The sequence below is a fragment of the Kineococcus sp. R86509 genome (genome assembly GCF_042466365.1).
Taxonomy (GTDB): Bacteria; Actinomycetota; Actinomycetes; order Actinomycetales; family Kineococcaceae; genus Kineococcus.
In genome coordinates this window covers 2,866,517-2,890,978 of record NZ_JAXHCE010000001.1, presented here as the reverse complement: position 1 = coordinate 2,890,978, position 24,462 = coordinate 2,866,517, and the positions used below count along the sequence as shown (strand labels likewise).

The window sequence follows — 24,462 nt, the reverse complement described above, 5'->3', positions numbered from 1 at the left end:
GTGAAAGAGGCGGAGATCAATCCCAAAGGAACCCCAAACCATCACCCACCCACGCAGAAAACGCAGCGCAGTGACAGCTGATTGGGGGTTGATACATATATGGCATCAACATTTTTGGCACACTGTTGAGTTCTCAAGAACCGGACGCACCCACCCGCAACAACCCCCACACAGAGGGCCACCCGAAGAGGGGCAACTTTCCCACCTTAACCACCAACCAGGCCAAACAGCAACCTAGTCACCATCAAGGCTTCCGGCGCCGCTAGAGCCTCAGTCCGGCCTCTGTGAGCTTGTGACCCTCAGCGGCCGCCCCGTTGCTCGTGGCGACATGAGGAACATTAGACGGGTGGGTGACGGCAAGGCAAATCGCCCACGTCTGTCCGGGGTGATGTGCTGTGGCGCAACGACTTCCTTCGCTTCCCACACTCCGGTCCCCCTCGTCGGTGATCTGTTGCCAGACTGTCGGGGTGAGCGAGGCCACTGAGTCCCACGAGCAGGCCCCTGAACACCGGAGCGCGGAGCACGCGCGGATGGCGGAATCGCCCGGTGCGGACGGTCCCTGGCGTCTGTGGGGGCCTTACGTCTCCGGCCGGCAGTGGGGCACTGTCCGCGAGGACTACTCCGACAACGCCGACGCCTGGTCGGCCTTCACGTTCGACCAGGCCCGGGCACGTGCGTACCGCTGGGGCGAGGACGGTCTGGGAGCGGTCTGCGACCGCTTCGGGTTCCTCAACCTCGGCGTCGCCCTGTGGAACCGCAAGGACCCGATCCTCAAGGAACGGCTGTTCGGCCTCACCAACGGCGAAGGCAACCACGGGGAGGACGCCAAGGAGTACTGGTGGTCCCTCGACGGGACGCCGTCGCACAGCTGGATGAAGTGGCTCTACCGCTACCCGCAGGCCGAGTTCCCCTACCAGCAGTTGCGCGAGGAGAACGGACGGCGCGGACGCGACGAGCGGGAGTACGAACTCGGGGACACCGGCGTCCTGGACGAGAACCGCTTCTTCGACGTGACGGTCACCTACGCCAAGGCCGGCCCCGACGACCTCTGCATGGTCGTCCAGGCGACCAACCACGGACCGGAGGCCGCCCCGCTCGACCTGATCCCCCAGGTGTGGTTCCGCAACACCTGGACGTGGGGCTGGGACCGTCGCCGCGGGACGATGACCCAGGTGCTGCCGCCGACGCTCGCCGTCGGCGGGCTCGAGGACGTCGAGTGCGAGCACGGGCACCTCGGTCGCTACCACGTCTCCGCCGAGGGCAGCCCCGAGGTGCTCTTCTGCGACAACGAGACGAACCTCGTCGACCTCTTCGGAGCCGACCACAACCCGACCGCGTTCACCAAGGACGGCATCGACCGGCGCATCGTCCGAGGGGAGCTGGACGCGGTGAACCCCCGGCACACGGGGACCAAGGCCGCGTTCTGGTACAGCTTCGACAGCGTGGCGCCGGGCGAGACCGTCGAAATGAGACTTCGCCTGTCACCCAACGCCCCCGGACTGAGCACCTTCGGCGCCGGCTTCGACGCGGTCGTGCAGGACCGGCAGCGCGAAGCCGACGAGTTCTACGGCACCGTCATCCACCCCGACCTGAGCGACTCCGACCGCCACATCGCCCGGCGCGCGTACGCAGGGCTCCTGTGGACCAAGCAGCTCTACCGCTACGACGTGCGGCAGTGGCTGAACGGCGACCCCGAGACCGAACCCGCGCCGGACTCACGCAAGCAGCGGGGGGCGCGCAACACCAGCTGGTCGCACCTCTCGCTCGCCGACGTCATCTCGATGCCGGACGAGTGGGAGTACCCGTGGTTCGCCGCGTGGGACCTCGCCTTCCACGTCATCCCGCTCGCGCACGTCGACCCCGAGTTCGCCAAGGAGCAGCTCGTCCTGATGTGCCGCGAGTGGTCGATGCACCCCAACGGCCAGCTCCCCGCCTACGAGTGGGCCTTCGGCGACGTCAACCCCCCCGTGCACGCCTGGGCGGCCTGGCACGTGTACCGGCTCGACGGCTACCGCGACCAGGGCTTCCTCGTCCGGGTCTTCACCAAGCTGCTGCTGAACTTCTCGTGGTGGGTCAACCGCAAGGACTCCAGCGGGTCGAACCTCTTCGAGGGCGGCTTCCTCGGGATGGACAACATCGGCCTCTTCGACCGCAGTGCGAAGCTCCCCCCGGGGTACCGCCTGGAGCAGTCCGACGCGACGAGCTGGATGGCGTTCTACTGCCAGCAGATGTTCAAGATCGCCCTCGAGCTGTCCCGGCACGACCCCGCCTGGGAGGACGCGGCGACGAAGTTCCTCGAGCACTTCCTCTCCATCGCCCAGGCGATGACGTCGTTCGGTTCCCACGACGTGTCGCTGTGGGACGAGGAGGACGGCTTCTTCTACGACGTCCTGCTGCACCCGGACGGCGCCGTCGAGCCCATGCGCGTCCCGTCGATGGTCGGGCTGCTGCCGATCCTGGGCGCGACCGACGTCCCGGCCTGGATCGCCGAGGAGACTCCCGACCTCACGGCCCGGCTGCGGTGGCTGCAGAAACGTCGCCCCGACCTCACGCTCCCGCTGCTGACCCGCTCGACCCCCGAGGGACGGCGGATGCTGCTCTCGCTCGTGGACAAGCCGCGCCTGGTCCGCCTGCTCGACCGGATGTTCGACGAGGACCAGTTCCTCTCCGCCTACGGCATCCGATCCCTCTCCGCCGCGGTCAAGCAGGAGATCACCACGTCGTTGGAGGGGCAGACGTCGTCGATCACCTACGAACCCGGGGAGTCCCGTACCGGACTGTTCGGCGGCAACTCCAACTGGCGGGGACCGATCTGGTTCCCGGTCAACGTGCTGCTGGCGGACAAGCTGCGCACGCTCGGACGGTTCTACGGCGACGACCTCACGGTCGAGGTGCCCAAGGGCTCCGGCAACCAGATCAACCTCGTCCAGGCGGCCGACCTCATCGACGACAGCCTGGTCTCGCTGTTCCGGCCCGTGGAGGGCAGGCGCCCGGCCGACGGCGGACGCATCGAGGCCACCCAGGACCCGCTGTGGCAGGAGCACATCTCGTTCAACGAGTACTTCGACGGGGACACCGGTGAAGGGCTCGGGGCCACCCACCAGACCGGGTGGACCGCGCTCGTCGCCCACCTGCTGCACCCCCGGCTGCCGCCGAACCCCCCGAGTCGCTGAGGTCCTTGCGAGCAGCACCACCCGGTCGGCGGCTGCGCTCCCGGAAGTCGGCGGTCGATGCCACTCTTGGAAGGCACCGGCCACCGAGGTCGGGCTGAATCCGGGAGGACCGGGCGTCGATGGCACCCCTCGCGCTGCTGGTCGCCTTCGCCGCGGTCATCACGGCGGCGACGGGCATCCTGACGTTCCGCCGACGGGACGAGACACCGGCCGCGCTCCCGCTGACCGGAGCCCTCGCCTCCGTCACCGCCTGGGGCGTGGTGGTCGTCCTGATGAACAGCGGGACGCCGCGACCGTGGCTGGACCTGCTCGTCGTCCCGCAGTTCGCGGCCGTCGCCGGCACCGTGCTCAGCCTCCGGCTCTTCGTCGACGCCGTCACCGGACGTCCGTTCCGGCGACGGCGGACGCTGCTGCTGTGCGTCGAGCCGGTGCTGCTGGTCATCACGGTCGCCCTGGACCCGTGGACGCACTGGTTCCACGCCAGCGTCACGCACGTCGGGGACCCGGAACGGCTCAGCACGACCGCGGGCCCGCTGTTCTGGGTGCACACCGGGTACAGCTACCTCGTCATCGTCTCGGCCGCCCTCACCATCTGGCACCTGCGGCGCACCACGAGCGGGCTGCTGCGCCGGCAGGCCAGCACGATGCTCGTCGCCATCGCCGCGCCGTTCGCGGCGAACCTCACCGTCGTCTTCACCCCCTTCGCCCGCCTCGACGTCGACATCACCCCGGTCGCGTTCGCCGTGACGGGGGTCCTCTTCGCCTACGCGGTGCTGCACCAGGACCTGCTGCGGCTGGTCCCCGTCGCCCGCTCGCTCGTCGTGGACACCGTGTCCGACGCGGTCTACGTCGTCGACGCTCGCCTGCGCCTCGTGGACGTGAACGTCGCCGGCCGCGCGATGCTGGCCGGGGAGGGGTGCCCATCGCAGGCCGCCGTCGTCGGGCGACCGTTCGGGGAGACCGTCGACCCGGTGCTCGTGCGAGCCGTCGGCGACGGTGAGGGGCAGAGCGTCGTGGCCCTGGCGAGCGGTGTGCAGATCGACGTCCGCACCCGCTGGATCCGCGACCACCGGGGCAACGCGCTGGGCCGCGTCGTCGTCGCCCGGGACGTGACCGAGCAGCTGGCCGCGGCCCGGGCGCTGCAGGAGGCCAACGAGACCCTGCGCGCCCAGGTCGCCACCATCGAGAAGCTGCAGGCCGACCTCGCCGAGGAAGCCGCCAAGGACCCGCTCACGGGGCTGCGCAACCGGCGGCGCTTCGTCGACGACCTCACGACCCGGCTCGACCTCGCCGCGACCGCAGGGCAGCCGCTGTCGCTGGTGCTGCTCGACGTCGACCACTTCAAGGCCATCAACGACACCTACGGCCACGCCGTCGGGGACGACGTCCTCGTCGCGGTGGCCCGCGCGCTGGGCGGGCACGCCCGGCCGGAGGACCTCGTCCGCTACGGCGGTGAGGAGTTCGTCGTGATCCTCCCCCAGCTCGACACCGCCTCGGCCCGCGCGCGGGCCGAGGCGCTGCGTCGCGCGTGCGCGGAGATCCCCTTCGCGGTCGAGGGGCTGCGGGTGACGATCAGCGCGGGGGTCGCCACCAGCCCCGACCACGGGAGCACGCCCGACGAACTGCTGCTGCGCGCCGACCGCGCCCTCTACGAGGCGAAGGAGGGCGGGCGCGACCAGGTCGCGCTCGCCGACTGAACCCCCTCAGGCCCTGCCGCTCACCAGATCCGGACGCGTTCCGCCGGGTCCAGCCAGAGCCCGTCACCGGGCTGGGTGTCGAAGGCCTCGTGGAACTCGACGAGGTTCTTCACCACGGCGTTGCAGCGGAACTCCGGCGGGGAGTGCGGGTCCACGGCGAGGCGACGTTCGACCTCGGCGGGGCGCACCTTGCCGCACCACACCTTGGCCCACCCGAAGAAGAGCCGCTGGGAGCCGTTGAGGCCGTCGACGACCGGCGCGGGCTCGCCCTCCAGGGCGATCTCGTAGGCCTTGTGGGCGATCGTCAGCCCGCCGAGGTCGCCGATGTTCTCGCCCACCGTCAGCGAGCCGTTGACCTTCTTGCCGGGGGTCTCCGGCGGCTCGAGGGCGTCGAACTGCGCGACGAGGGCGTCCGTGCGCTTGCCGAACTCCTCGCGGTCCGCGTCGGTCCACCAGTCGTTGAGGTTGCCCAGACCGTCGTACTTGGAGCCCTGGTCGTCGAAGCCGTGACCGATCTCGTGACCGATGACCGCACCGATGCCGCCGTAGTTCTCGGCGTCGTCGGCCTCGAGGGAGAAGAACGGCGGTCGGAGGATGGCCGCGGGGAAGACGATCTCGTTCATGCCCGGGTTGTAGTAGGCGTTGACCGTCTGCGGGGTCATGAACCACTCGCTGCGGTCCACCGGGGAGCCGAGCTTGGCGAGCTCGCGTTCGACCTCGAAGGCGAAGGCGCGACGGACGTTGCCCAGCAGGTCGTGGCGGTCCACGGTCAGCTTCGCGTAGTCGCGCCAGGTGTCGGGGTGGCCGATCTTGGGGGTGAACTGGCCGAGCTTCTCCAGCGCCCGGTCCTTCGTCTCCCGGGTCATCCAGTCCAGGGCCTCGATGTCGAGGCGGTAGGCCTCGACCAGGTTCGCGACGAGCTCCTCCATCCGGGCCTTCGCGGCGGGCGGGAAGTGCTCGGCGACGTAGAGCTCGCCCAGCGCCTCGCCCAGGTTGCCCTCGACGAGCCCGACGCCGCGCTTCCAGCGCTCGCGCAGCTGCGGGGCACCGGTCAGGGTCGTGCCGTAGAAGGCGAAGTTCTCGTCGACGAAGTCGGAGGAGAGGAAGACCGCGCCGCCGTGCAGGATGCGCCAGCCGAGCCACTCGCGCCAGGTCTCGACCGGCGTCGCGAGGAGGACCTCGGCCAGGCCGGTGAGGTAGCTGGGCTGGCGGACGACGACCTGGGCGAAGGCGGAGTCGGGCAGCTGCGCGGCCTCGAGCCAGCCGGCCAGGTCGATGCCGGGCAGCAGCGCCTCGAGGCCCGCGCGGTCGACCTTGTTGTAGGTCGCGTTCGCGTCGCGGTTCTTCACGCGGTCCCAGTGGTGGCTCGCGATCTCCGTCTCCAGGGCGAGGATGCGCTGGGCGGAACCGGCCGGGTCGGGACGGTGGCCGAGGGTGAGGATGCGCTCCACGTGGCCGAGGTAGGCCTCGCGGATCGCCGCGTACTGCTCCTCGCGGTAGTACGACTCGTCGGGCAGGCCGAGACCGGACTGGGTGAGGTAGACGACGTACTCGTCGGACTTCGCGTTGTCGGTGTCCACCCAGTAGGCGAACGGGCCACCGACGCCGGAGCGCTCGAAGGCGCCCAGCCGGCGGACCAGGTCGGCGTGGTCGGTGATGGCGTCGACCGCGGCGAGCTCCGGGTCCAGCGGGGTGGCGCCGAGGGCCTCGATGCGTTCGGTGTCCATGAAGCTGGCGTAGAGGTCGCCGATCTTCTGCTGGACGCTGCCCGCCTCGGCCTCACCGGTTGCGGCCGCCGCTGCGGCGGCCTCGACGATGGCGCGGCACTCGGCCTCGGACTCGTCGCGGAGGCGGACGAAGGCGCCGTCGACGGCGCGGTCGTCCGGGATCTCGGTCGTCGCCAGCCAGTGGCCGTTGACGTGCCGGAAGAGGTCGTCCTGGGGTCGGACCGAGGGGTCGACGTCGCTGCCCGCGGGCTGGGCGTCCGTGATCGAACTCATGACCTCACACTAGGGCGGATCCTCCGGGAGACCGAGAGCAGGAGGGCCACGTTGAGGACGACGGCGGCCCCGACGACGAGACCCATGGCGTGCTCGTCGCCACCGAGGACACCCACGAGGACCCCGACGAGTCCGCCGATGCCGGACTGCAGGGCGGTCACCAGCGCCGCCGCGGCCCCTGCGCTGTCGCCGTAGGGCTCCAGGCCGAGGGTCACGGCGTTGGGCATGATCAGGCCGAGCGCGAGCAGCAGCAGGTAGAGCGGCACGGCGAAGAGCAGCAGCTGGTCGGTGCCCGAGAGCAGCGACACCGTCAGCGCGAGACCGAAGACGAGGGCGGCGAGCACGCCGACGCGGAGCAGCTTCGCCGAGCCGAAGCGTTCGACGAGGCCCGCGTTGAGCTGCGTGCCGCCGATGAGGGCCGTGCCGTTGACCGCGAAGAAGAGCGCGAACCCGGTGCTCGAGAGGCCGAACCCGTCCTTGAGGACGAAGGGCGAGGTCGAGACGTAGGCCATGATCGTGGCCAGCGCGAGCCCGGGCATGGCCGCGAAGGCCAGGAACCGGCGGTCGCGCAGCAGGACGCCGTAACCGGTGAAGGTGCGCCGGACCCGGCCGCGCCGCGGCGGGGTGACGGGGGCGCGCTCGTCCTCGGCGAGGGCCTGGGCGGGGGTGTCGGTGAGCTCGGGGCGGGTCTCGGGGAGTCGGAGCCACACGGCGAGGAGGACCGCGAGACCGGCGACGGAGAGCAGCGCCAGCACCGGACGCCAGCCCGTGTGGGCGGCGATCGCGCCCCCGACGGTGGGGGCGAAGAGCGGGGCCACGCCGATGACGAGGACGAGGCGGGACTGCAGCCGCGCCGCGGCGGGTCCGACGAAGAGGTCGCGGATCACAGCCATGCCGATGACCGCCCCGGCCGAGGCGCCGACGCCGGACAGGACCCGGAAGGCGACGAGGGTGGGCAGGTTCGGCGCGATCGCGCAGAGCAGGGTGGCGACGACGTAGACGCAGAACCCGACGGCGGCGGGCTTCCGGCGACCGAACGCGTCGGAGAGCGGGCCGACGACGAGCTGGCCGAGCGCGGAGCCGACGAGGACCCCGGTGATCGTCAGCTGGGTGCGCGCCTCGGTGGTGCCGAGGTCGATCGCCACCTCGGGCAGCGACGGGAGGTAGAGGTCGATCGTCACCGCACCGAGGGCGGCCATGGCGCCGAGGAGGACGACGAGTCCGAACGTGGAGGGGGTGCGGGGGGTGGCGCGCGCGGGGGCGGGCCTGGTGGTGGGCCGGGTGGTGGGCGCGGTCATGCGCAGGGTGTCCTCAGGGGGCCTCGTCGAGGGTGCACCGCACAGCGCCGGGCGGGCAGGACGCAGCAGGACGCCGCCGTCCCCCGCAGCGTAAGGCGCGGGGGGCGACGGCGTCCTGTTCGTTCCGGGGCGAGGTCCCTACTTCTTGCCGCCGTCGCCCGGTCGGTTGGCCTTGACCGGGAACTCACCGGTGTAGCCCATGCGCTCCTCGGCCGCGGCCAGGACGCGCTTGCGCACGGAGAACCAGCCGACGACCAGCAGCGGGATGATCACGCCGAGGGCGTAGACCGTGGGGCGGCTGTCCTTGTCGTAGGCCATGATCCCGAGGACGGCGACGAGGAAGACCAGCACCGCGTAGCCGGTGTACGGGGCGCCGAAGAGGCGGTAGTCGGGGCGGGTGACGATCCCCTTCTTGGCCCAGGAGTGCAGCCGCATCTGGCAGAGCACGATCGTGCCCCAGCTGGCGATGATGCCCAGCGCGGAGGCGTTGAGGACGATCTCGAAGGCCCGGCCCGGGGCGACGGCGTTGAGGACGACGCCGAGCACCGCGACGACCCCGGTGATGGCGATGCCGCCGAAGGGGACCCCGCCCTTGTTGAGCTTGGCCGCGAACTTCGGCGCGGAGCCGTTCTGCGCCATCGACCGCACGATGCGGCCGGTGGAGTAGAGCCCGGCGTTGAGGCTGGAGAGCGCCGAGGTCAGGACGACGAAGTTCATGACGTCACCGGCCCCGGGAACGCCGATCTTGGAGAAGAACGTGACGAAGGGGCTCGTGTCCTTGGAGTAGGCGGTGTAGGGCAGCAGCAGCGCGAGCAGGATCAGCGAGCCGCAGTAGAAGACGACGATGCGGACGATGACGGTGTTGATCGCCCGCGGCATGATCTTCTCGGGGTTCTCCGTCTCCCCGGCCGCGGTGCCGACGAGCTCGACGGCGGCGTAGGCGAAGACCACGCCGGAGATCACGACGATCAGCGGGACGGCCCCGGTGGGGAACCAGCCACCGTTGTCGCTGATGACGCTGAGCCCCGTGGTCTGCCCCTCGATCGGGAAGCGACCGGCGAGGAAGACGATGCCGATGAGCAGGAAGGCGGTCAGCGCGACGACCTTGATCAGCGCGAACCAGAACTCCATCTCGCCGAAGATCTTGACCGAGACGAGGTTGAGGCTGAGGACGACGACGAGGGCGATGAGGGCCAGCAGCCACTGCGGCGCCGAGGAGAACGTCTGCCAGTAGTGCATGTACGTCGCGATCGCGGTGATGTCGACGATCGCGGTCATGGCCCAGTTGAACCAGTACATCCAGCCGGCGACGAAGGCGGCCTTCTCGCCGTAGAACTCACGCGCGTAGGAGACGAACGAGCCCGACGAGGGCCGGTGCAGGACGAGCTCGCCGAGGGCCCGCAGCATGAGGAAGACGAAGAAGCCGCAGACCCCGTAGATGATGAAGAGACCGGGACCGGCGGTGACGAGACGACCGCCCGCACCCAGGAAGAGCCCCGTGCCGATGGCGCCGCCGATGGCGATCATCTGGAGCTGACGGTTCTTCAGGCCCTTGTGCAGCCCACCGTCCTCGTGCGAGAAGTCGCGCTGGACGCCGACCCCTGATCCGGTGTCCTTTTCGACGGACATGCGGGTCCCCTTCCACAGTGCAACATCGCGAGATGGACTGGGGAAGGCAACCACTTCCGGGTCACGAGCGCATGCTCATGGTGTTTCGGGCGTGTCACATCTGCGGTGAGCGTGCTCGGACACGCCTCGGGCGGACGGGTCAGCCGGCGACGGCCGAGCTGAGCAGGTCGTCGAAGGAGTACTCGTCCAGGAGCGGGATGCCGTGGGCGATGGCCGCGCGGACCGACGACGAACCGGACCCCGCGTCGTTGGCGACGAGGACGTCCGTGCGCTCGGTGACGTCGGGGTCGACGTGGAGCCCCGCTTCCTCGGCGCGGGCCGCGAGGGCCGCGCGGGGTTCGAGGAAGTGGCCGCTGAAGGCGATGTGCTGACCGGCGTGGAGAGTCACGAGTCCGTGATCGACAGGTTGGACCGTTCGCTTGACGTCACCGCTCCACCGTAGCGGCGGGTCAGGACTGCGAGGGGGCTCCGGTGTCGTCCGGGGCCACCTGTCGACGGCGCTGGGCCGGGAGGGTCGCGGTCCCGCGGGCGCGCTGGACCCCGCCGAGGACGAGGCCGGCGAGGCCGGCCAGGACGACGAGCACCGCGTAGCCGTCGACGACGGCGGTCAGGCCGACGTGCGGGGCCAGCAGACCCGCGACGACGGCGGGGACCCCGAAGACCAGGTAGCTCACGACGTAGACGGCGGCGAGGACCCCGGCGCGTTCGTGGGCGGGAGCCGTGGAGAGGACCCCGCGCAGCGCACCCTGGAACCCGGCCCCGAACCCGATCCCGGCGACGAGGGCGCCGGCGAAGAACCACGGGGTGGAGGCGGCGTCGGCCCCGAGGGCGAGCAGGACCGGCCCGACGACGAGCGCGGACATGCCCAGCGTCATGACCCGGGCCGGGGCGACGTGACGGGTGAGGATCCCCGTCGCCGCCCCCACCCCGGCGACGGCCGCGACGACGAGCCCGCCGGCGACGTGGTTGGCGATCCCGAGGACTCCGACCACGACCGAGGGCCCCAGCCCCATGCAGAGCCCACCCAGGCCCCAGCTGCCGAGGAAGCCGGGGAGGTAGGTCGTGAACGCTGCGCGCGAGGCGGCGGGCAACCGGACGACGGGTCGCAGCGAGGCCAGCGCGCCGGGGACGCGGTCGACCACGTCGGCGGTCACAGCGATCCCGACGGCCGCGACGACGAGCAGCCCGGCGAGCACCAGGTAGACGAGTTCGGTGGGGGCCGGTGCGAACTGCACGAGGAGGCCCGAGCCCAGGCCGCCGGCCATCAGGCCCACGGGTGGCGTCGCCCCGTTGACCAGCTGCGCCGTCGCGGCCCGCTCCGGACCCGCGAGGTCGAGCAACCAGGCGCCCAGCGCGCCGATCGCGGAACCGGTGGAGAACCCCTGCACCACGCGGCCGAGGACGAGCCAGCCGACGGAGTCCGCCTGGCTGAACACCAGCATCGAGGCGAGGACACCGACGAGCGCGACCAGGACGACCCGGCGACGGCCGAGGTGGTCGGAGAGCGAGCCGACGGTGAGCAGCGCGACGAGCAGCGCGGCCGCGTAGATCGCGAAGACGACGGTGACGGCGGTGGCGCCGATCCCCCACAGTTCCTCGTAGACGGGGAAGATCGGGGACGGCGCGGAACTCGCGGCGACGAGCAGGCCCAGCGTGACGGTGACGACGGAGAAACCCGTCCGGGTGGGGGTGTCGGTGGACACGGGTGCTCCAGGAACTCGGGGAGGTGTCTTCGGGAAACTACTCCCCACCGTGCGCAAAGGCAACGCGAACTGCATTAGGGTGGACGCGTGGCACCAACGATGACGCGTCCAGGAGGGCGCAGCGCCAAGGTGACGGCCGCCGTCCACCAGGCCGTGCTCGACCTGCTGGCCGAGGGCGAACCGTTGACGATCCCCCAGGTCGCCGCCCGCGCCGGGGTCAACGCGACGAGCGTGTACCGACGGTGGGGTGACGTCCCCGCCCTGCTGGCCGACACCGCCCTCGTCCGCTTCGGCACCAGCGGGGCCGTCCCCGACACCGGCAGCCTGCGGGGCGACCTGCACGCCTGGGCCACCGCGCTGGTCACCGAGTCGCGACGTCCGGCGGAACTCGCCCTGCTGCGGGCCGCGGTCGCCGCCGGACCCGCGGATCCTCCGGCGCCGGGCGCCGGCTCCGGTGCACCGGAAGGGTTCGAGTCCGCCTGCTCGGCCTGTCTGGTCGGTCGCAGCTCGCAGGCCGAGGAGATCCTGGACCGTGCGGCGCAGCGCGGCGAGGAGGTTCCCAACGCCACGCGGGTCCTCGACCACCTGGTGGCGCCGATCTACTTCCGGGCGCTGTTCGGACTGCCCGCCCCGTCCGTCGACGTCGTGGTCGAGCTGCTGGTCGAACGTCTCACCGTTCCCCCCCGCGCCGCCCAGGCGGTGTCCAGCCGGCTCGGATAAGTTCGCGCCATGGGTGTGACTCTCGCCAAGGGTGGAAACGTCTCGCTGTCGAAGGTGGCACCGGACCTGAACGAGGCCCTCGTCGGCCTCGGGTGGGACGTGCGGACCACCACCGGCATGGACTTCGACCTGGACGCCAGCGCGCTGCTGCTCGGCCCGAACGGGAAGGTCCTCTCGGACGCCCACTTCGTGTTCTACAACCAGCTCGCCAGCCCCGACGGCTCGGTGCGCCACACCGGGGACAACCGGACCGGTGAGGGTGAGGGCGACGACGAGAGCATCGAGCTCGACCTGAACTCCGTGCCGCAGGACGTCGACAAGATCGTCTTCGCGGTCTCGATCCACGACGCCGAGGCGCGCCGGCAGAGCTTCGGTCAGGTCATGAACGCGTTCATCCGCATGGTCAACCGGACCGACGGCAGCGAGGTCGTGCGCTACGACCTGTCCGAGGACGCCTCGACCGAGACCGCGATGGTGTTCGGTGAGGTCTACCGCTACAACGGCGAGTGGAAGTTCCGCGCCGTCGGGCAGGGGTACGCCTCCGGGCTGCGGGGGATCGCGCAGGACTTCGGGGTCGACGTCGCCTGACGGGGGTTCCCGGCGGGATCGTTGCCTCCCCGAGGACGTCTAGTGTCCTCGGGGAGGCAACGATCCCCCACCGCGAGCCCCGCGTCAGATCGCGCAGCCCTCGGGGCCGCAGGCCTCGGCGTCGTCGCCACCGACGAGGGTGAGGGGGCGGCTCTCCTGCCAGGCCCGCTGCAGCACCTGCAGGAACTGCTCGGTCGGCTGGGCGCCCGCGATGCCGTACTTGCGGTCGATCACGAAGAACGGCACCCCGCGGGCGCCGAGGGCCTGGGCCTCGGCGACGTCCGCGCGCACGGCGTCGACGTAGCGGTCCTCGGCCAGCACCGCGCGCGACTCCGCCGCGTCCAGGCCGGCCTCGGCGGCCAGGCGGACCAGGGTGTCGTCGTCACCGAGGGGCTCGCCCTCCGAGAAGTTGGCGTGCAGGAAGCGTTCCTTCACGGCGTCCTGGACACCGTGCTCGCGCGCCAGGTGCAGCAACTGGTGGGCGTTGACGGTGTTCGCGGGGACGGAGACGTCCTGGTGGAACTCCAGGCCTTCGGCGGCGGCCACGGCGTCGACGTGGGCGATGAGTTCCCGCACCTCCTCCACCGGCCGGCCGATCTTGGCCGACAGCTTGCGCGCGTGGGCGTCGCTGGGTCCGTCGGCGCGGGTCGTCACCGACTGCGTCGTGGGGTCCAGCTCGAAGGACCTCCACTCCACCTCGACGTCCTCGCGGTGCTCGAAGACGCGCAGCGCGCTCTCGAAGCGGCGCTTGCCGATGTAGCACCAGGGACACACGACGTCGGACCAGATCTCCACCTTCACGCCGTGGGCAACCTCCGGCGGGACGGGACTGTTCCGTGCCGCCACCCGGTCGGGTCAGCCTCACAGGGACCGCACGGGGAACACCGGTGTGACACCGCGGTGGGCGGCGGACCGTGGAGGCATGACCCCAGCCGCCGCGCTCGCCGCCCGGGAGATCCCCGTTCCCGTGGCCACCCGAGCGCTCGCCCGACCGCGGCGGGGTCGGGCCGGGGTGCTCGCCCTGCTCGCGGCGACCGTGGTGACCCGTTCGCTCCGGCCGGACCGCCTGGACGTGCTCGACCGGGCCGTCGCGTGGTCGGGTTCGCAAAGCTGGAAGGCGTGGTTCTTCGGGACCCTCGACCCGCAGGCGGCGACCTCCGTCGGGGCGCCTGCGGCGGGATGGCTCTCCGGACTGGTGCTGCGGATCTCCGCCTCCGCGGACCTCGTCGTGCTCGCGACCGTCCTGACCGTCCTGGCCGTGGCGGTCCTGACCGTGACCGTCCGGCGGATCGCCGGTCCCTCAGCGGGTCTGGTGGCCGGTGCGGTGCTGGCCCTGCTGCTGCGCTCCGGGGACGAGGCCCAGACGGCGCTGCTGCTGGGCGTCACGGGGTACCCCCTCGTCCGCCACCGGGGCTCGGCCCGCTGGTCGCTCGGCGCGGGACTGGCCGGGGGTGGCGCGGTGCTCGTCGGGGGGTGGGGGGCTGCGCTCGGGGTGGCGCTGCTCGTGGGGACCCTGCTCCTGCGCTGGACGCCTCGGCGCCGGGCAGTCCTCGACGTGGCCGTCCTCACCGGAACGGCGGCGGCCTGCGTCGGGGTCTGGTTCGTCGTCGCACCCGGGTGGCCGGGGGGTCCGCCGGTCTCCTCGGGGGTGTGGATCGGCCCAGGGGCCGGGGTGCTGGCTCCGCTGGCCGCGACGGCCCTCGCGCTCGGTGGCACGTGGCTGTGGCGACGGTGGCGGGGCGCTCCGCGGGTCGTGCTGGTCCTGGCCCTGGTGCTGTCCGCGGGTCTCGGCGCCGGCGCCCGGGCGCACGACGCGTCGACCATCCCGGCGGACACGTCGACGACGTCGTTGCTCCAGGCCGCGGGCACGACCTGGTCGGCGGCCACGGTCGGCCCCTGGCAGAACGCGGCGGCACTCGAACTCGCCAGCGATACCGCGGTGCTGACGCTCGAGACCGGCGACGCGGCGATGAGCCTGGCGCAGTTCCAGTCCTACGTGGCGACCGGACGGGTGCGGTACCTGCTGGTCCCCGACGAGTCGACGTCAGCGGCGACGTCGGACGTCGTGGCGTGGGCGGCCGCGGCGCACACGGCGATGACCGTCGGTACGACGACGGTCTACGACCTCAGCGACTGAGGTCAGTCGCGGCGGCGGTCCTGGGCGTGGGCCCAGCCGGAGTGGTGGCCGGTGTCGGGGAGGTGGACCCGGTCCGGCTCGACGCCCGGACGGTCACCCGGCCGCGACGAGGAACAGACGCGACCGACGACGGCCGCCACCAGCAGGATCACGAAGAACGAGACGAAGAGGGTCACGAGGCACTCCTCCGGCCGGGAGCCCCGTAGGGGCTCGATGCCTCACGGTGCCACGAAGTCCGCCCCGGCGCGAGGGGTTCAGCCCGATCGGTGCCAGGTGCAGATCCGGAAGCGCGGCCCCTTCGTGGAGGTGCGCCACTCCCCCGTCTCCGTCCGCGACCACTCCTCCCCGATCCGCGGGGCGCGCGTGTCGCCCTCGACCTCGAGGTCCACCTCGGTGACGACGAGGACGTCGGCGTGCCCGAGAGCGGCCTGGTAGACGGCCTGGCCACCGATGACCCAGACGTCGCCGTCCGCCGGACCAGGGCCCGCGAGCGCCGTGATCAGGTCGTGGACGACCTCAGCGCCGTCGGCGGCGTAGTCCGCGTCCCGGGAGAGGACGACGTTGCGGCGCTCGGGCAGGGGCCGGAACCTCGGCGGCAGGGACTCCCAGGTGGCGCGACCCATGACGACGGTGGAGCCGGCGGTGAGTTGCGAGAAGTGGTCCATGTCCTCGGGGATCCGCCAGGGGATCCGGCCGTCCGCACCGATGACGCCGTTGGCGCTCTGGGCCCACACCAGGCCGATCACCGGATCACACCGCCACGGGAGCCTTGATCGTGGGGTGGTGCTGGTAGTCCACGACCTCGAGGTCCTCGTAGGCGACCTCGAACAGGCCCTTGGGGGCGATCGTCAGCTGCGGAAACGGGTACGGCGTCCGGGAGAGCTGTTCCTCGACCTGCTCGACGTGGTTGTCGTAGACGTGGCAGTCGCCGCCGGTCCAGACGAAGTCGCCGGGTGCGAGGCCGACCTCCTGCGCGACGAGCATCGTCAGCAGGGCGTAGCTGGCGATGTTGAACGGGACGCCGAGGAAGAGGTCGGCCGAGCGCTGGTAGAGCTGGCAGGAGAGCTTGCCGTCGGCGACGTGGAACTGGAAGAACGCGTGGCAGGGGGCGAGGGCCATCTTGTCGAGCTCGGCGACGTTCCAGGCCGAGACGATCATGCGGCGGGAGTCCGGGTCGGTCCGCAGGGTGTCGAGGACCTCGGTGATCTGGTCGACGTGGCGACCGTCCGGGGTCGGCCAGGACCGCCACTGCACGCCGTAGACGGGACCGAGGTCACCGTTCTCGTCGGCCCACTCGTCCCAGATCGTCACGCCGCGCTCCTGCAGCCAGTGGGCGTTGCCGTCGCCGCGCAGGAACCAGAGGAGCTCCAGCGCGATGGACTTGAAGTGCACGCGCTTGGTGGTGATCAGCGGGAACCCGGCGGCGAGGTCGTAGCGCATCTGGTGGCCGAAGACGCTGCGCGTCCCGGTGCCGGTCCGGTCGGACTTGGGGGTGCCGGTGGCGAGGACGTGTCGCAGGAGGTCCTCGTACTGGGTGTCGATCCGCTGCTCAGCCACGGCGGAAGCCTAAGCGACCACCCCACCCGGACGGGGCGCGTCGAAGTCGCGGTCGTCGGGGGCGTCGCCGCGGACGACGGCGGCCAGGCGCGCGAGCCAGGCGGCGCCGGCGAGGTCGTTGACGGTGTGGCGAGGCTGCAGAACCGGGTAGGGGGTGGTGGGCACGCCGTCGGCGGGGCGGACGTCGACGTGGGCGACGACGTGACCCTGCGCGTGCAGCCAGTCGGCCATCGCGTAGTCGGTGCGGGAGTCGCCGACGGTGCGCCAGGCGGTGGGCGGCAGGCCGTCGGCGGCGAGCAGGCGCAGCGCCATCTCGGCCCCCCGGTCCTTGCCGAGCAGCACGGACTCGATGTCGGTGGAGATGATCGTGGGGTCGATGCGCCAGTCGATCCGGCCGGCGGAGTCGGGCTGGTCGACGCCCTTCCAGGTCGCGCCGAGGTCGAGGTCGGCGAAGACCGCGAGCGCCGCCGCCTCGAACTCGGGCTGGCGGGCGAGGTAGGTCGCGGAGTCGACGTCGAGGCGCTGCTCGAGGGAGACCATGGCGCGCTTGCCGCCGTCGACGAAGACGACGTCGGCGTAGTGCGCGCGGGCCAGCGCTTCGAGGCGTTCGACGGCGGGGCGCGGGACGGCGACCTGCTCGTCGACCTCGACGGGGCTCATGCCGGCGGCGGTGACGGTGAAGGTGACGGCGCCCTTCTCGCAGACGGCGTGCAGCCGGGCGCGCGCGGGCAGGCCGGCGGCGAGTATCGGGCCGACGACCTGCGTGCGCAGGAAGTCGTCGGAGCGGCCGGTGTTGAAGACGACGGGGACTCCCGCGGCCAGCAGTTCGAGCAGGCTGTCCAGCAACCCCGCCGCGCTGATCGAACGCGTCACCGGGCTGGCGATCGGCCCGTCGACGTCGAGGAGGAGACCGAAGGGCGGGGCGTCGGGGTGCACCCGGCGATCCTCCCATCCACTCGCCCGGGCCTGGACGGTCTCCTGCGGTGGTCCGAACGGGTGAGACGGCGGTGGCCGGGGCCTGCGAGCCGTGCGGAGGCTGGGAGCGTGCTGCGGTGCGTCGTGTCGTCCTGCCCCTGTTCGCCCTCGCGCTGACGCTGACGGCCTGCGGGACGGAGTCGGCGCCCACTGCGTCCGCGCCCACGTCGGCCCCCACGACACGGCCCGCCGAGTCCGCCTCGGAGCAGGAGTGGGCGGACTACGACGAGTGGCTCACCGGTGGCCCGATGGCGACGTCGGCGCCGACCCGGACGTGCGTGACCCACGAGCCCACCGACGAGGAACTCGCGACGGCTGATCCGGAGGACGAGTTCGCGTACTCAGACCTGACGTGGATGAGCTGCTTCGACCCGGACGACTTCTGGACGGAGGAGCCGCAGTGCACCACCCCGCCACCGGACGTACCCGAGGACAGGACGTACTTCTGCGGCACCTACGGCTCGCCGTTGACCCAGCGTGTCGTCGACGACTGGAACGCGTTCGCCGATGAGGAGGACACCGCCAGCGCCCGGCAGCTGGGGATGACGCTGCAGGAGTACCGCGAGGCCTACCCGGACGGCCCGGCCTGAGTCAGTCGCCGGAGTTCTTCCGGGCGTCGCGCACGGCGTCGAGGGCGACGACCCCGACGAGCAGGACGGCCCGCAGGTCGCGGTCGAGGGTCGGGTCGGTGGACAGGGCGAAGGCGTCGGCGTCGACGAGGACCCGGTCGAAGGAGCGGTGCTCGCGGTGGACGGTGGCGATCCGGCGGGGTTCGTCGTCGGGTTTCCGCAGGCTGGCGGGGCGCGGGTCGGTGTGCAGCGCGACGTCCCAGTCGCGGCTCCCCCACCCGCCGCCGGTCATCCGGCCGCTGCGGCCGTCAGCGAGGGCGAACTCGAAACGGGGCGCGGCCCAGCTGTTCTCCTGCCGCACCCGGCCGAGTGGTCGGCCGTCGGCCCAGGTGGCGAAGAACTCCGACTTCCCGAGGCTGCCGGGACGCTCGATCGCCAGCAGGACCCCGGTCACGTCCTGGACGAGGTAGCGCGAGGAGACCACCCTCCCGAAGAAGGCACCCCCGGCGCCGAGGGTCTCCTCGACGGCAGCGGCCGGGGTGCCGTCGGGCAGGACGATCTCGTAGCGGTGCCGGACCGCGAAGGCCCCCCGGTGCTCGTAGAGCAGGACGTCGGGGGCGTCGAACACGTCGGTCACGGGGTCAGCATGGACCGGCACGAGGGCTGCGGTCTGCCGGTTCGGCGAAGTCAGTCCGACCGGTGAGCGCGGTGGACGGCGTGGGTGAGGGGGACGCCGGGGCGGTAGGCGAGGTGGGTCACCGAGGGGGCGTCGAGGACGTGCAGATCGGCCCGGGCGCCCACCGTCAAGCGGCCGACGTCGGTGCGGCGCAGGGCCTGCGCGCCGCCGAAGGTCGCGGCGTGGACGGCTTCGGCGACGGTGAGGTGCATCTGCAGGACCGCCGTCGCGACGCAGAACGCGACGGAACTGGTGTAGCTGGAACCGGGGTTGCAGTTCGCGGCGATCGCGACCTGCGCGCCCGCGTCCAGCAGCCGACGCGCGGGCGCGAGGGGTTGCCGGGTCGAGAGGTCGCAGGCGGGGAGGACGGTCGCCACCGTGTCCGAGGCGGCGAGGGCGGCGACGTCGGCCGGGGCGAGGTGGTTGCAGTGGTCGACGCTGGCGGCGTCGAGTTCACAGGCCAACCGCACCCCCGGCCCCTGCGTGAGCTGGTTGCCGTGGACGCGCAGGCCGAGGCCCGCGGCCCGGGCCGCGAGCAGGACGGCGCGGGACTGCTCCTCGTCGAAGGCGCCCGTCTCGCAGAACACGTCGGCCCAGCGGACGTGGCCCGCCACGGCGTCGAGCTGGGGGCCCACGAGTTCGGCGAGGTAGTCCTCGGGGGAGACGCCGGGGGCCACGATGTGGGCGCCGAGCCAGCTGACCTCGTCGGTGACCTCGGCGGCCAGCCGCGCCGCGCGGAGTTCCTCGGCCACGGTCAGCCCGTAACCGGTCTTCGTCTCCAGCGTCGTGGTGCCCTGCGCGAGCGCCTCGGCGACGTGGCGGCGCAGTCCCGCCCGCAACTGGTCGTCGGTGGCGGCGCGGGTCGCGGTGACGGTCGTGGCGATACCGCCCGCCGCGTAGGGCTTCCCGGCCATCCGGGCCTCGAACTCGCTCGTGCGGTCGCCGGCGAAGACGAGGTGGGAGTGGGAGTCGACCCAGCCGGGCAGGACGGCGCGGCCACCGAGGTCGACGCGCTCGTCGGCAGCGGGGGCCCGGTCGGAAGGACCGGTCCAGGCGACCCGGCCGTCCTCGACGACGAGGGCGGCGTCGGGGACCCGGGCGAGCAGGTCGCCACCGTCGACCTCCGGGTCGTTGGTGGTGAGTTCGCCGATGCCCGTGTAGACGGTGCTCACGTCAGGCTCCGGAGGATCTCGGCGACGCGCTCGCGGGGGACGGTCTCGTGCTGCCCACCGCGGACGCGGAACTCCCCCGCGACGACGACGTCGGTGACGTCCTGCGCGGTCGCCGTCATCGGGACCTGGGCCGGGTCGGAACCGGCCGTGCGGACCGAGTCCGTGTCGACGGCGACGAGGTCGCAGGGCTGGCCCACGACGATCGAACCGCCCTCCAGGCCGAGGCTGCGGTGGCCGCCGGTGGTGAGCGCGGCAACGAGTTCCGCGGGGTCGAACACCCCGCGCCGCAACGACCCGAGCCGGGCGGCGGCCTCGAGACCGCGGGTCTCCAGGAAGGGGTCGACCACGGCGTGCTGGTCGGTGCCGAGGGCGAGGACCGCCCCCGCGTCGGCCAGCGCGCGGTTGCGCCCCACACCGTCGCCGAGGTCGGCCTCGGTCGTGGGGCAGGCCGCGACGGAGACCTGGCGGGCACCCAGCAACGCGACGTCGGCGTCGGTGACGTGGTTGGCGTGCACGACGGTGAGCGCCGGGCTGAGGGCCCCGGCGCGGTCGAGGAGTTCCGTCGGCGTGCAGCCGTAGGCCTGCCGGCAGGCCTCGTTCTCGGCGGGTTGCTCGGAGAGGTGGACGTGCACGGGGACCCCGAGGTCCCAGCCCGTCTCGGCGACGACGGTGAGGTCAGCCGGGCCGACGGCTCGCACCGAGTGCGCAGCCACCCCGACCCGGAAGAACTCGTCGGTGGGGATCGCCCGGACACGGGCGGCCCAGGCCTGGGCGGTGCCGTCGGAGAACCGACGCTGCTCCGCCAGCGGGGGTTTCCCGGGGGCGGAGGTCAGGTAGAGCGTGTCGAGCAGGGTGAGGCGGATCCCGGCCGTGCGGGCGGCGTCGCGCAGGGCCAGGGCGAACGCGTTCGGGTCGTCGTAGGGGGTTCCGTCGGGGCGGTGGTGCAGGTAGTGGAACTCCCCCACGGCGGTCCAGCCGGCGAGGACCATCTCGGTGAACGCGGCCGTCGCGAGTTCCCGGTAGCCGTCGGGGTCGAGGCGGCCGGCGAGGGCGTACACGGCGGTGCGCCAGGTCCAGAACGACCCGCCGTCAGCGTGGGTCCTCCCTCGCAGGCCGCGGTGGAACGCGTGCGAGTGCGCGTTCGCGAAACCCGGGAACACCAGTCCCCGGAGTTCCCGATCACCGTCGAGCGGCCGGGGTTCGCGGGTGACTGAGGTGGTGCGGCCGTTCGTGGACTCGACGCGGACCCCGCGGACGGGGCCCCCGTCGAGCCACGCCGACTCGCACCAGAAGGAGCTCACTGTTCCCACATGGGGACGCGCAGACCCCGTTCCCGCGCGACCTCTGCGGCGCGTTCGTACCCGGCGTCGACGTGGCGCATGACGCCCGTCCCCGGGTCGTTGGTGAGGACGCGTTCGATCTTCTGCGCGGCGAGGTCGGTGCCGTCGGCGACGGTGACCTGCCCGGCGTGGATGGAACGGCCGATGCCGACGCCGCCCCCGTGGTGCAACGAGACCCAGGTGGCCCCGGAGGCGGTGTTCAGCAGGGCGTTCAGCAGCGGCCAGTCGGCGATGGCGTCGGAACCGTCGGCCATGGCCTCGGTCTCGCGGTAGGGCGAGGCCACGGAACCGGAGTCGAGGTGGTCGCGGCCGATGACGATGGGCGCGGAGATCTCGCCGTTCGCGACGAGTTCGTTGAACTTCAGCCCGGCGAGGTGACGTTCCTTGTAGCCGAGCCAGCAGATCCGTGCGGGCAGGCCCTCGAAGTGCACCTTCTCCCCCGCGGCGGTGATCCAGCGGCGGAGCTTCTCGTCGTGCGGGAACAGTTCGAGGATCGCCCGGTCGGTGCGCTCGATGTCCTTCGGGTCGCCCGAGAGCGCGACCCAGCGGAACGGCCCGCGCCCCTCGGCGAACTGCGGGCGGATGTAGGCCGGGACGAACCCGGGGAACTCGAACGCGCGGTCGTAGCCGCCGAGGACGGCCTCTTGGCGGATCGAGTTGCCGTAGTCGAACACCTCGGCCCCGCGGTCCTGGAAGTCGACCATGGCCTTGACCTGCTTGGCCATCGACGCCCGGGCCATGAGGGTGAAACCCTCCGGGTCCTTGGCGGCGAGGTCGTGCCACTCCTCGACGCTGACCCCCTCGGGGAGGTAGCTGAGCGGGTCGTGCGCGGAGGTCTGGTCGGTGACGACGTCGATCGGTGCGCCCCGGTCGAGGAGTTCGGTGAACACGGTCGCCGCGTTGCCGACGACCCCGACGGAGAGGCCGCGACGTTCGTCGCGGGCCGCCACGGCGCGGGCGACCGCGTCGTCGAGGTCGGTGGCGAGCTCGTCCAGGTAGCCGTGGTCGACGCGACGCTGCAGCCGGGCGCGGTCGACGTCGACGACGAGGACCGCCCCCTCGTTGAGGGTCACCGCGAGCGGCTGCGCACCGCCCATTCCGCCGGCCCCGCCGGTGAGGGTGATCGTGCCGGCCAGGGTTCCGCCGAACTTCTTGTCGGCGACGGCGGCGAACGTCTCGTAGGTGCCCTGCAGGATGCCCTGGGTCCCGATGTAGATCCAGGAACCCGCGGTCATCTGGCCGTACATCGTCAGCCCGGCCTGTTCCAGCTTGCGGAACTCCGGCCAGGTCGCCCAGTCGCCCACGAGGTTCGAGTTCGCGATGAGGACGCGGGGCGCCCACTCGTGGGTGCGGAACACCCCGACGGGTTTGCCGGACTGCACCAGCAGGGTCTCATCGTCCTCCAGGGTCTCGAGGGTGCGGACGATGGCGTCGTAGGCCTCCCAGGAGCGGGCGGCCTTGCCGGTGCCGCCGTAGACGACGAGGTCGTCGGGGCGTTCCGCGACCTCGGCGTCGAGGTTGTTCATGAGCATGCGCAGCGGCGCCTCGGTCTGCCAGCTCTTGGCCTGCAGCTCGTTGCCGCGCTGGGCGCGGACGGGGCGGGGAAGGTGTTCCACGGCGGTTCTCCTCAGGCGATCTCGGTGACGGAACGGGCGGCGGCGAGCAGTTCGCCCGAGACGACCGCGGCCACGACGGCCTCGATCTCGGGGGCGAGGAAACGGTCGGGCCCGGGACCTGCGGTGGTCTCGCGGACCCGGGCGAGGACCGCTCCGGTGGTCGGTCCGGGCTGCAGGGGTGATCGCAGGTCCAGACCGCGGGCGGCGGTCATGACCTCGATGGCCAGGACGCGGGTGAGGCCGTCGAGGGCGCGACGCAGCTTCCGGGCGGCGGACCAGCCCATCGAGACGTGGTCCTCCTGCATGGCCGAACTCGGGATCGAGTCGACCGAGGCGGGCACGGCGAGGCGCTTGAGTTCGCTGACGATCCCCGCGGAGGTGTACTGCGCGATCATCAACCCCGAGTCGACCCCCGCGTCGTGGGCGAGGAACGCGGGTAGGCCGTGGCTGCGCTTGGTGTCCAGCAACCGGTCGGTGCGACGTTCGGAGATGCTCGCGAGGTCGGCGACCGCGATGGCCAGGAAGTCGAGGACGTAGCCGACGGGGGCGCCGTGGAAGTTCCCGTTGGACTCCACGCGCCCGTCCAGGGTGACCACGGGGTTGTCGACGGCCGCGGCGAGTTCCGCGGTCGCGACGTTCCGGGCGTGGGCGGCGGTGTCGCGACCCGCGCCGTGGACCTGCGGGGCGCAACGCAGCGAGTAGGCGTCCTGCACGCGGGTGCACTCGGGGCCCCGGTGGCTGGCGACGATGGGCGAGCCCGCCAGCGCCCGGCGGATGTTGCCGGCGGCGATGCGCTGACCGGTCTGCGGGCGCAGCGCCTGCAGGTCGTCGGCGAACACGGCGTCGGTGCCGAGCAGCGCCTCGACGCTCATCGCGGCGGCGAGGTCGGCGGTCGCGAACAGGTTCTCGAGGGTGTCGAGGGCCAGGACGAGCTGGCCGAGCATGCCGTCGGTGCCGTTGATGAGGGCCAGGCCCTCCTTCTCGGCGAGGACGACGGGTTCCAGACCCGAAGCCGCGAGGGCCTGCGCGGCCGGGAGTTCCTCGCCGTCGCGGGTGCGGACGGTGCCCTCGCCCATGACGGCCAGCGCGCAGTGCGCGAGCGGGGCGAGGTCGCCGGAGCAGCCGAGCGAGCCGTGCTCGAACACGACGGGGGTGAGGTGGGCGTTCAGCAGCGCGGCGTAGGCCTCGGCGGTGGCGACGCGGACGCCGGTGCGGCCGGTCATCAGGGTGGAGAGGCGCAGCAGCATCGTCGCGCGGACGACCTCGGTCTCGACCTCCGGGCCGGAACCCGCCGCGTGCGAGCGGACCAGGCTGCGCTGCAACTGGGCCCGCTGCTCGGTGGGGATGTGCTTCGTCGCGAGCGCGCCGAAACCCGTCGAGATGCCGTAGTGCGGTTCGACGTCGTCGGCGAGCGCCTCGATCCGCTTCCGCGAGGCCCCGACCTCGGTCAGGGCCGCCGGGTCGAGCTCGATCCGGGCGCCGTGGCGGGCGACGGCGACGACGTCGCCCGGCGAGACCGGTCCGGAGGACACGATGACGGTGTTCACACCCGCCATCAGACACCGGTTCACGGGGCACGTCGCCGCCCGGCGCGGCGCTGGTGTCCAGGATG

21 protein-coding genes are annotated in these 24,462 nt (G+C 72.1%); 6 read left to right on the top strand and 15 right to left on the bottom strand.

Annotation, left to right across the window (positions count from 1 at the left end):
* The first annotated feature begins 530 nt into the window (after positions 1 to 530).
* Both SJY07_RS14230 and SJY07_RS14225 read left to right on the top strand, forming a co-directional pair.
* Positions 531 to 3,173 (top strand): glucosidase, encoded by a 2,643-nt coding sequence (locus SJY07_RS14230; protein WP_380162327.1) that lies wholly within the window; start codon positions 531 to 533, stop codon positions 3,171 to 3,173.
* Between the two features lie 119 nt (positions 3,174 to 3,292).
* The gene (locus SJY07_RS14225) at positions 3,293 to 4,870 is read left to right on the top strand and encodes a diguanylate cyclase (protein ID WP_328293585.1); all 1,578 of its coding nucleotides are present in this window, start codon (positions 3,293 to 3,295) and stop codon (positions 4,868 to 4,870) included.
* A 20-nt stretch (positions 4,871 to 4,890) separates the two neighbouring features.
* Here the strand turns inward: SJY07_RS14225 and SJY07_RS14220 are convergent, their stop codons facing one another.
* The 5 genes from SJY07_RS14220 to SJY07_RS14200 all read right to left on the bottom strand — a co-directional run bounded on the left by SJY07_RS14220 (position 4,891) and on the right by SJY07_RS14200 (position 11,500).
* Positions 4,891 to 6,870 carry a M13-type metalloendopeptidase gene (locus SJY07_RS14220; RefSeq protein WP_328293586.1) on the bottom strand — a complete coding sequence of 660 codons (1,980 nt, stop codon included), beginning with the start codon at positions 6,868 to 6,870 and terminating at the stop codon, positions 4,891 to 4,893.
* Complete coding sequence (locus SJY07_RS14215; RefSeq protein ID WP_380162325.1) at positions 6,867 to 8,174, bottom strand: multidrug effflux MFS transporter; 1,308 nt, start codon at positions 8,172 to 8,174, stop codon at positions 6,867 to 6,869. The genes SJY07_RS14220 and SJY07_RS14215 overlap by 4 nt, the downstream gene beginning before the upstream one ends.
* Before the next feature lie 132 nt (positions 8,175 to 8,306).
* Positions 8,307 to 9,797: an amino acid permease gene (locus SJY07_RS14210; protein WP_328293587.1), complete on the bottom strand. Its 1,491-nt coding sequence runs from the start codon at positions 9,795 to 9,797 to the stop codon at positions 8,307 to 8,309.
* Between the two features lie 139 nt (positions 9,798 to 9,936).
* Positions 9,937 to 10,185, bottom strand: a complete 249-nt coding sequence (locus SJY07_RS14205; protein ID WP_328293588.1) for a BRCT domain-containing protein — start codon at positions 10,183 to 10,185, stop codon at positions 9,937 to 9,939.
* 61 nt (positions 10,186 to 10,246) lie between these two features.
* Entirely contained in the window at positions 10,247 to 11,500 is a 1,254-nt protein-coding gene (locus SJY07_RS14200; protein WP_380159984.1) for an MFS transporter, read from the bottom strand.
* 99 nt (positions 11,501 to 11,599) lie between these two features.
* Here SJY07_RS14200 and SJY07_RS14195 point away from each other — a divergent pair, with 99 nt between their 5' ends.
* A complete protein-coding gene (locus SJY07_RS14195; RefSeq protein ID WP_380159982.1) occupies positions 11,600 to 12,220 on the top strand; it encodes a TetR/AcrR family transcriptional regulator C-terminal ligand-binding domain-containing protein in 621 nt (206 codons plus the stop codon).
* Positions 12,221 to 12,229: 9 nt separating this feature from the next.
* Positions 12,230 to 12,808 carry a TerD family protein gene (locus SJY07_RS14190; RefSeq protein WP_328293591.1) on the top strand — a complete coding sequence of 193 codons (579 nt, stop codon included), beginning with the start codon at positions 12,230 to 12,232 and terminating at the stop codon, positions 12,806 to 12,808.
* 84 nt (positions 12,809 to 12,892) lie between these two features.
* Here the strand turns inward: SJY07_RS14190 and SJY07_RS14185 are convergent, their stop codons facing one another.
* Positions 12,893 to 13,609, bottom strand: a complete 717-nt coding sequence (locus SJY07_RS14185; RefSeq protein ID WP_380159980.1) for a DsbA family oxidoreductase — start codon at positions 13,607 to 13,609, stop codon at positions 12,893 to 12,895.
* Between the two features lie 121 nt (positions 13,610 to 13,730).
* Between SJY07_RS14185 and SJY07_RS14180 the strand changes: the two genes are divergently transcribed.
* Positions 13,731 to 14,945 carry a hypothetical protein gene (locus SJY07_RS14180; RefSeq protein ID WP_380159978.1) on the top strand — a complete coding sequence of 405 codons (1,215 nt, stop codon included), beginning with the start codon at positions 13,731 to 13,733 and terminating at the stop codon, positions 14,943 to 14,945.
* 2 nt (positions 14,946 to 14,947) lie between these two features.
* Here SJY07_RS14180 and SJY07_RS14175 read toward each other — a convergent pair whose 3' ends face one another.
* The 4 genes from SJY07_RS14175 to SJY07_RS14160 form a co-directional block, all read right to left on the bottom strand.
* A complete protein-coding gene (locus tag SJY07_RS14175; RefSeq protein ID WP_328293594.1) occupies positions 14,948 to 15,121 on the bottom strand; it encodes a hypothetical protein in 174 nt (57 codons plus the stop codon).
* A gap of 78 nt (positions 15,122 to 15,199) precedes the next feature.
* The gene (locus tag SJY07_RS14170; protein ID WP_380159976.1) at positions 15,200 to 15,691 is read right to left on the bottom strand and encodes a dihydrofolate reductase; all 492 of its coding nucleotides are present in this window, start codon (positions 15,689 to 15,691) and stop codon (positions 15,200 to 15,202) included.
* Positions 15,692 to 15,695: 4 nt separating this feature from the next.
* Positions 15,696 to 16,502 carry a thymidylate synthase gene (locus tag SJY07_RS14165; RefSeq protein ID WP_380159974.1) on the bottom strand — a complete coding sequence of 269 codons (807 nt, stop codon included), beginning with the start codon at positions 16,500 to 16,502 and terminating at the stop codon, positions 15,696 to 15,698.
* Positions 16,503 to 16,511: 9 nt separating this feature from the next.
* On the bottom strand, positions 16,512 to 17,438 hold the full coding sequence (locus SJY07_RS14160; RefSeq protein ID WP_380159972.1) for a hypothetical protein: 927 nt from the start codon (positions 17,436 to 17,438) through the stop codon (positions 16,512 to 16,514).
* Between the two features lie 116 nt (positions 17,439 to 17,554).
* On the opposite strand from SJY07_RS14160, the gene SJY07_RS14155 reads away from it, so the two are divergent.
* Positions 17,555 to 18,067: a hypothetical protein gene (locus SJY07_RS14155; protein ID WP_380159970.1), complete on the top strand. Its 513-nt coding sequence runs from the start codon at positions 17,555 to 17,557 to the stop codon at positions 18,065 to 18,067.
* Between the two features lies 1 nt (position 18,068).
* Here SJY07_RS14155 and SJY07_RS14150 read toward each other — a convergent pair whose 3' ends face one another.
* Genes SJY07_RS14150 through hutH form a run of 5 tightly spaced genes read right to left on the bottom strand, consistent with a single transcriptional unit; the run spans position 18,069 to position 24,406 of the window.
* On the bottom strand, positions 18,069 to 18,683 hold the full coding sequence (locus tag SJY07_RS14150; protein ID WP_380159968.1) for a hypothetical protein: 615 nt from the start codon (positions 18,681 to 18,683) through the stop codon (positions 18,069 to 18,071).
* Positions 18,684 to 18,733: 50 nt separating this feature from the next.
* Positions 18,734 to 19,894, bottom strand: a complete 1,161-nt coding sequence (hutI, locus tag SJY07_RS14145) for an imidazolonepropionase (protein WP_380159966.1) — start codon at positions 19,892 to 19,894, stop codon at positions 18,734 to 18,736.
* The gene (locus tag SJY07_RS14140; protein ID WP_380159964.1) at positions 19,891 to 21,195 is read right to left on the bottom strand and encodes a formimidoylglutamate deiminase; all 1,305 of its coding nucleotides are present in this window, start codon (positions 21,193 to 21,195) and stop codon (positions 19,891 to 19,893) included. Before SJY07_RS14140 ends, hutI begins: the two co-directional genes overlap by 4 nt.
* Positions 21,192 to 22,850: a urocanate hydratase gene (hutU, locus tag SJY07_RS14135; protein WP_380159962.1), complete on the bottom strand. Its 1,659-nt coding sequence runs from the start codon at positions 22,848 to 22,850 to the stop codon at positions 21,192 to 21,194. Before hutU ends, SJY07_RS14140 begins: the two co-directional genes overlap by 4 nt.
* Before the next feature lie 11 nt (positions 22,851 to 22,861).
* A complete protein-coding gene (gene hutH, locus SJY07_RS14130) occupies positions 22,862 to 24,406 on the bottom strand; it encodes a histidine ammonia-lyase (RefSeq protein WP_380159961.1) in 1,545 nt (514 codons plus the stop codon).
* Positions 24,407 to 24,462: the final 56 nt, after the last annotated feature.

Excerpts from the sequence above, each read along its gene's own strand:
- SJY07_RS14230 (WP_380162327.1), top strand. The coding sequence starts at position 531 with ATGGCGGAATCGCCCGGTGCGGACGGTCCCTGGCGTCTGTGGGGGCCT.
- SJY07_RS14225 (WP_328293585.1), top strand. The coding sequence starts at position 3,293 with ATGGCACCCCTCGCGCTGCTGGTCGCCTTCGCCGCGGTCATCACGGCG.
- SJY07_RS14220 (WP_328293586.1), bottom strand. The coding sequence starts at position 6,870 with ATGAGTTCGATCACGGACGCCCAGCCCGCGGGCAGCGACGTCGACCCC.
- SJY07_RS14210 (WP_328293587.1), bottom strand. The coding sequence starts at position 9,797 with ATGTCCGTCGAAAAGGACACCGGATCAGGGGTCGGCGTCCAGCGCGAC.
- SJY07_RS14195 (WP_380159982.1), top strand. The coding sequence starts at position 11,600 with ATGACGCGTCCAGGAGGGCGCAGCGCCAAGGTGACGGCCGCCGTCCAC.
- SJY07_RS14190 (WP_328293591.1), top strand. The coding sequence starts at position 12,230 with ATGGGTGTGACTCTCGCCAAGGGTGGAAACGTCTCGCTGTCGAAGGTG.
- SJY07_RS14180 (WP_380159978.1), top strand. The coding sequence starts at position 13,731 with ATGACCCCAGCCGCCGCGCTCGCCGCCCGGGAGATCCCCGTTCCCGTG.
- hutH (WP_380159961.1), bottom strand. The coding sequence starts at position 24,406 with ATGGCGGGTGTGAACACCGTCATCGTGTCCTCCGGACCGGTCTCGCCG.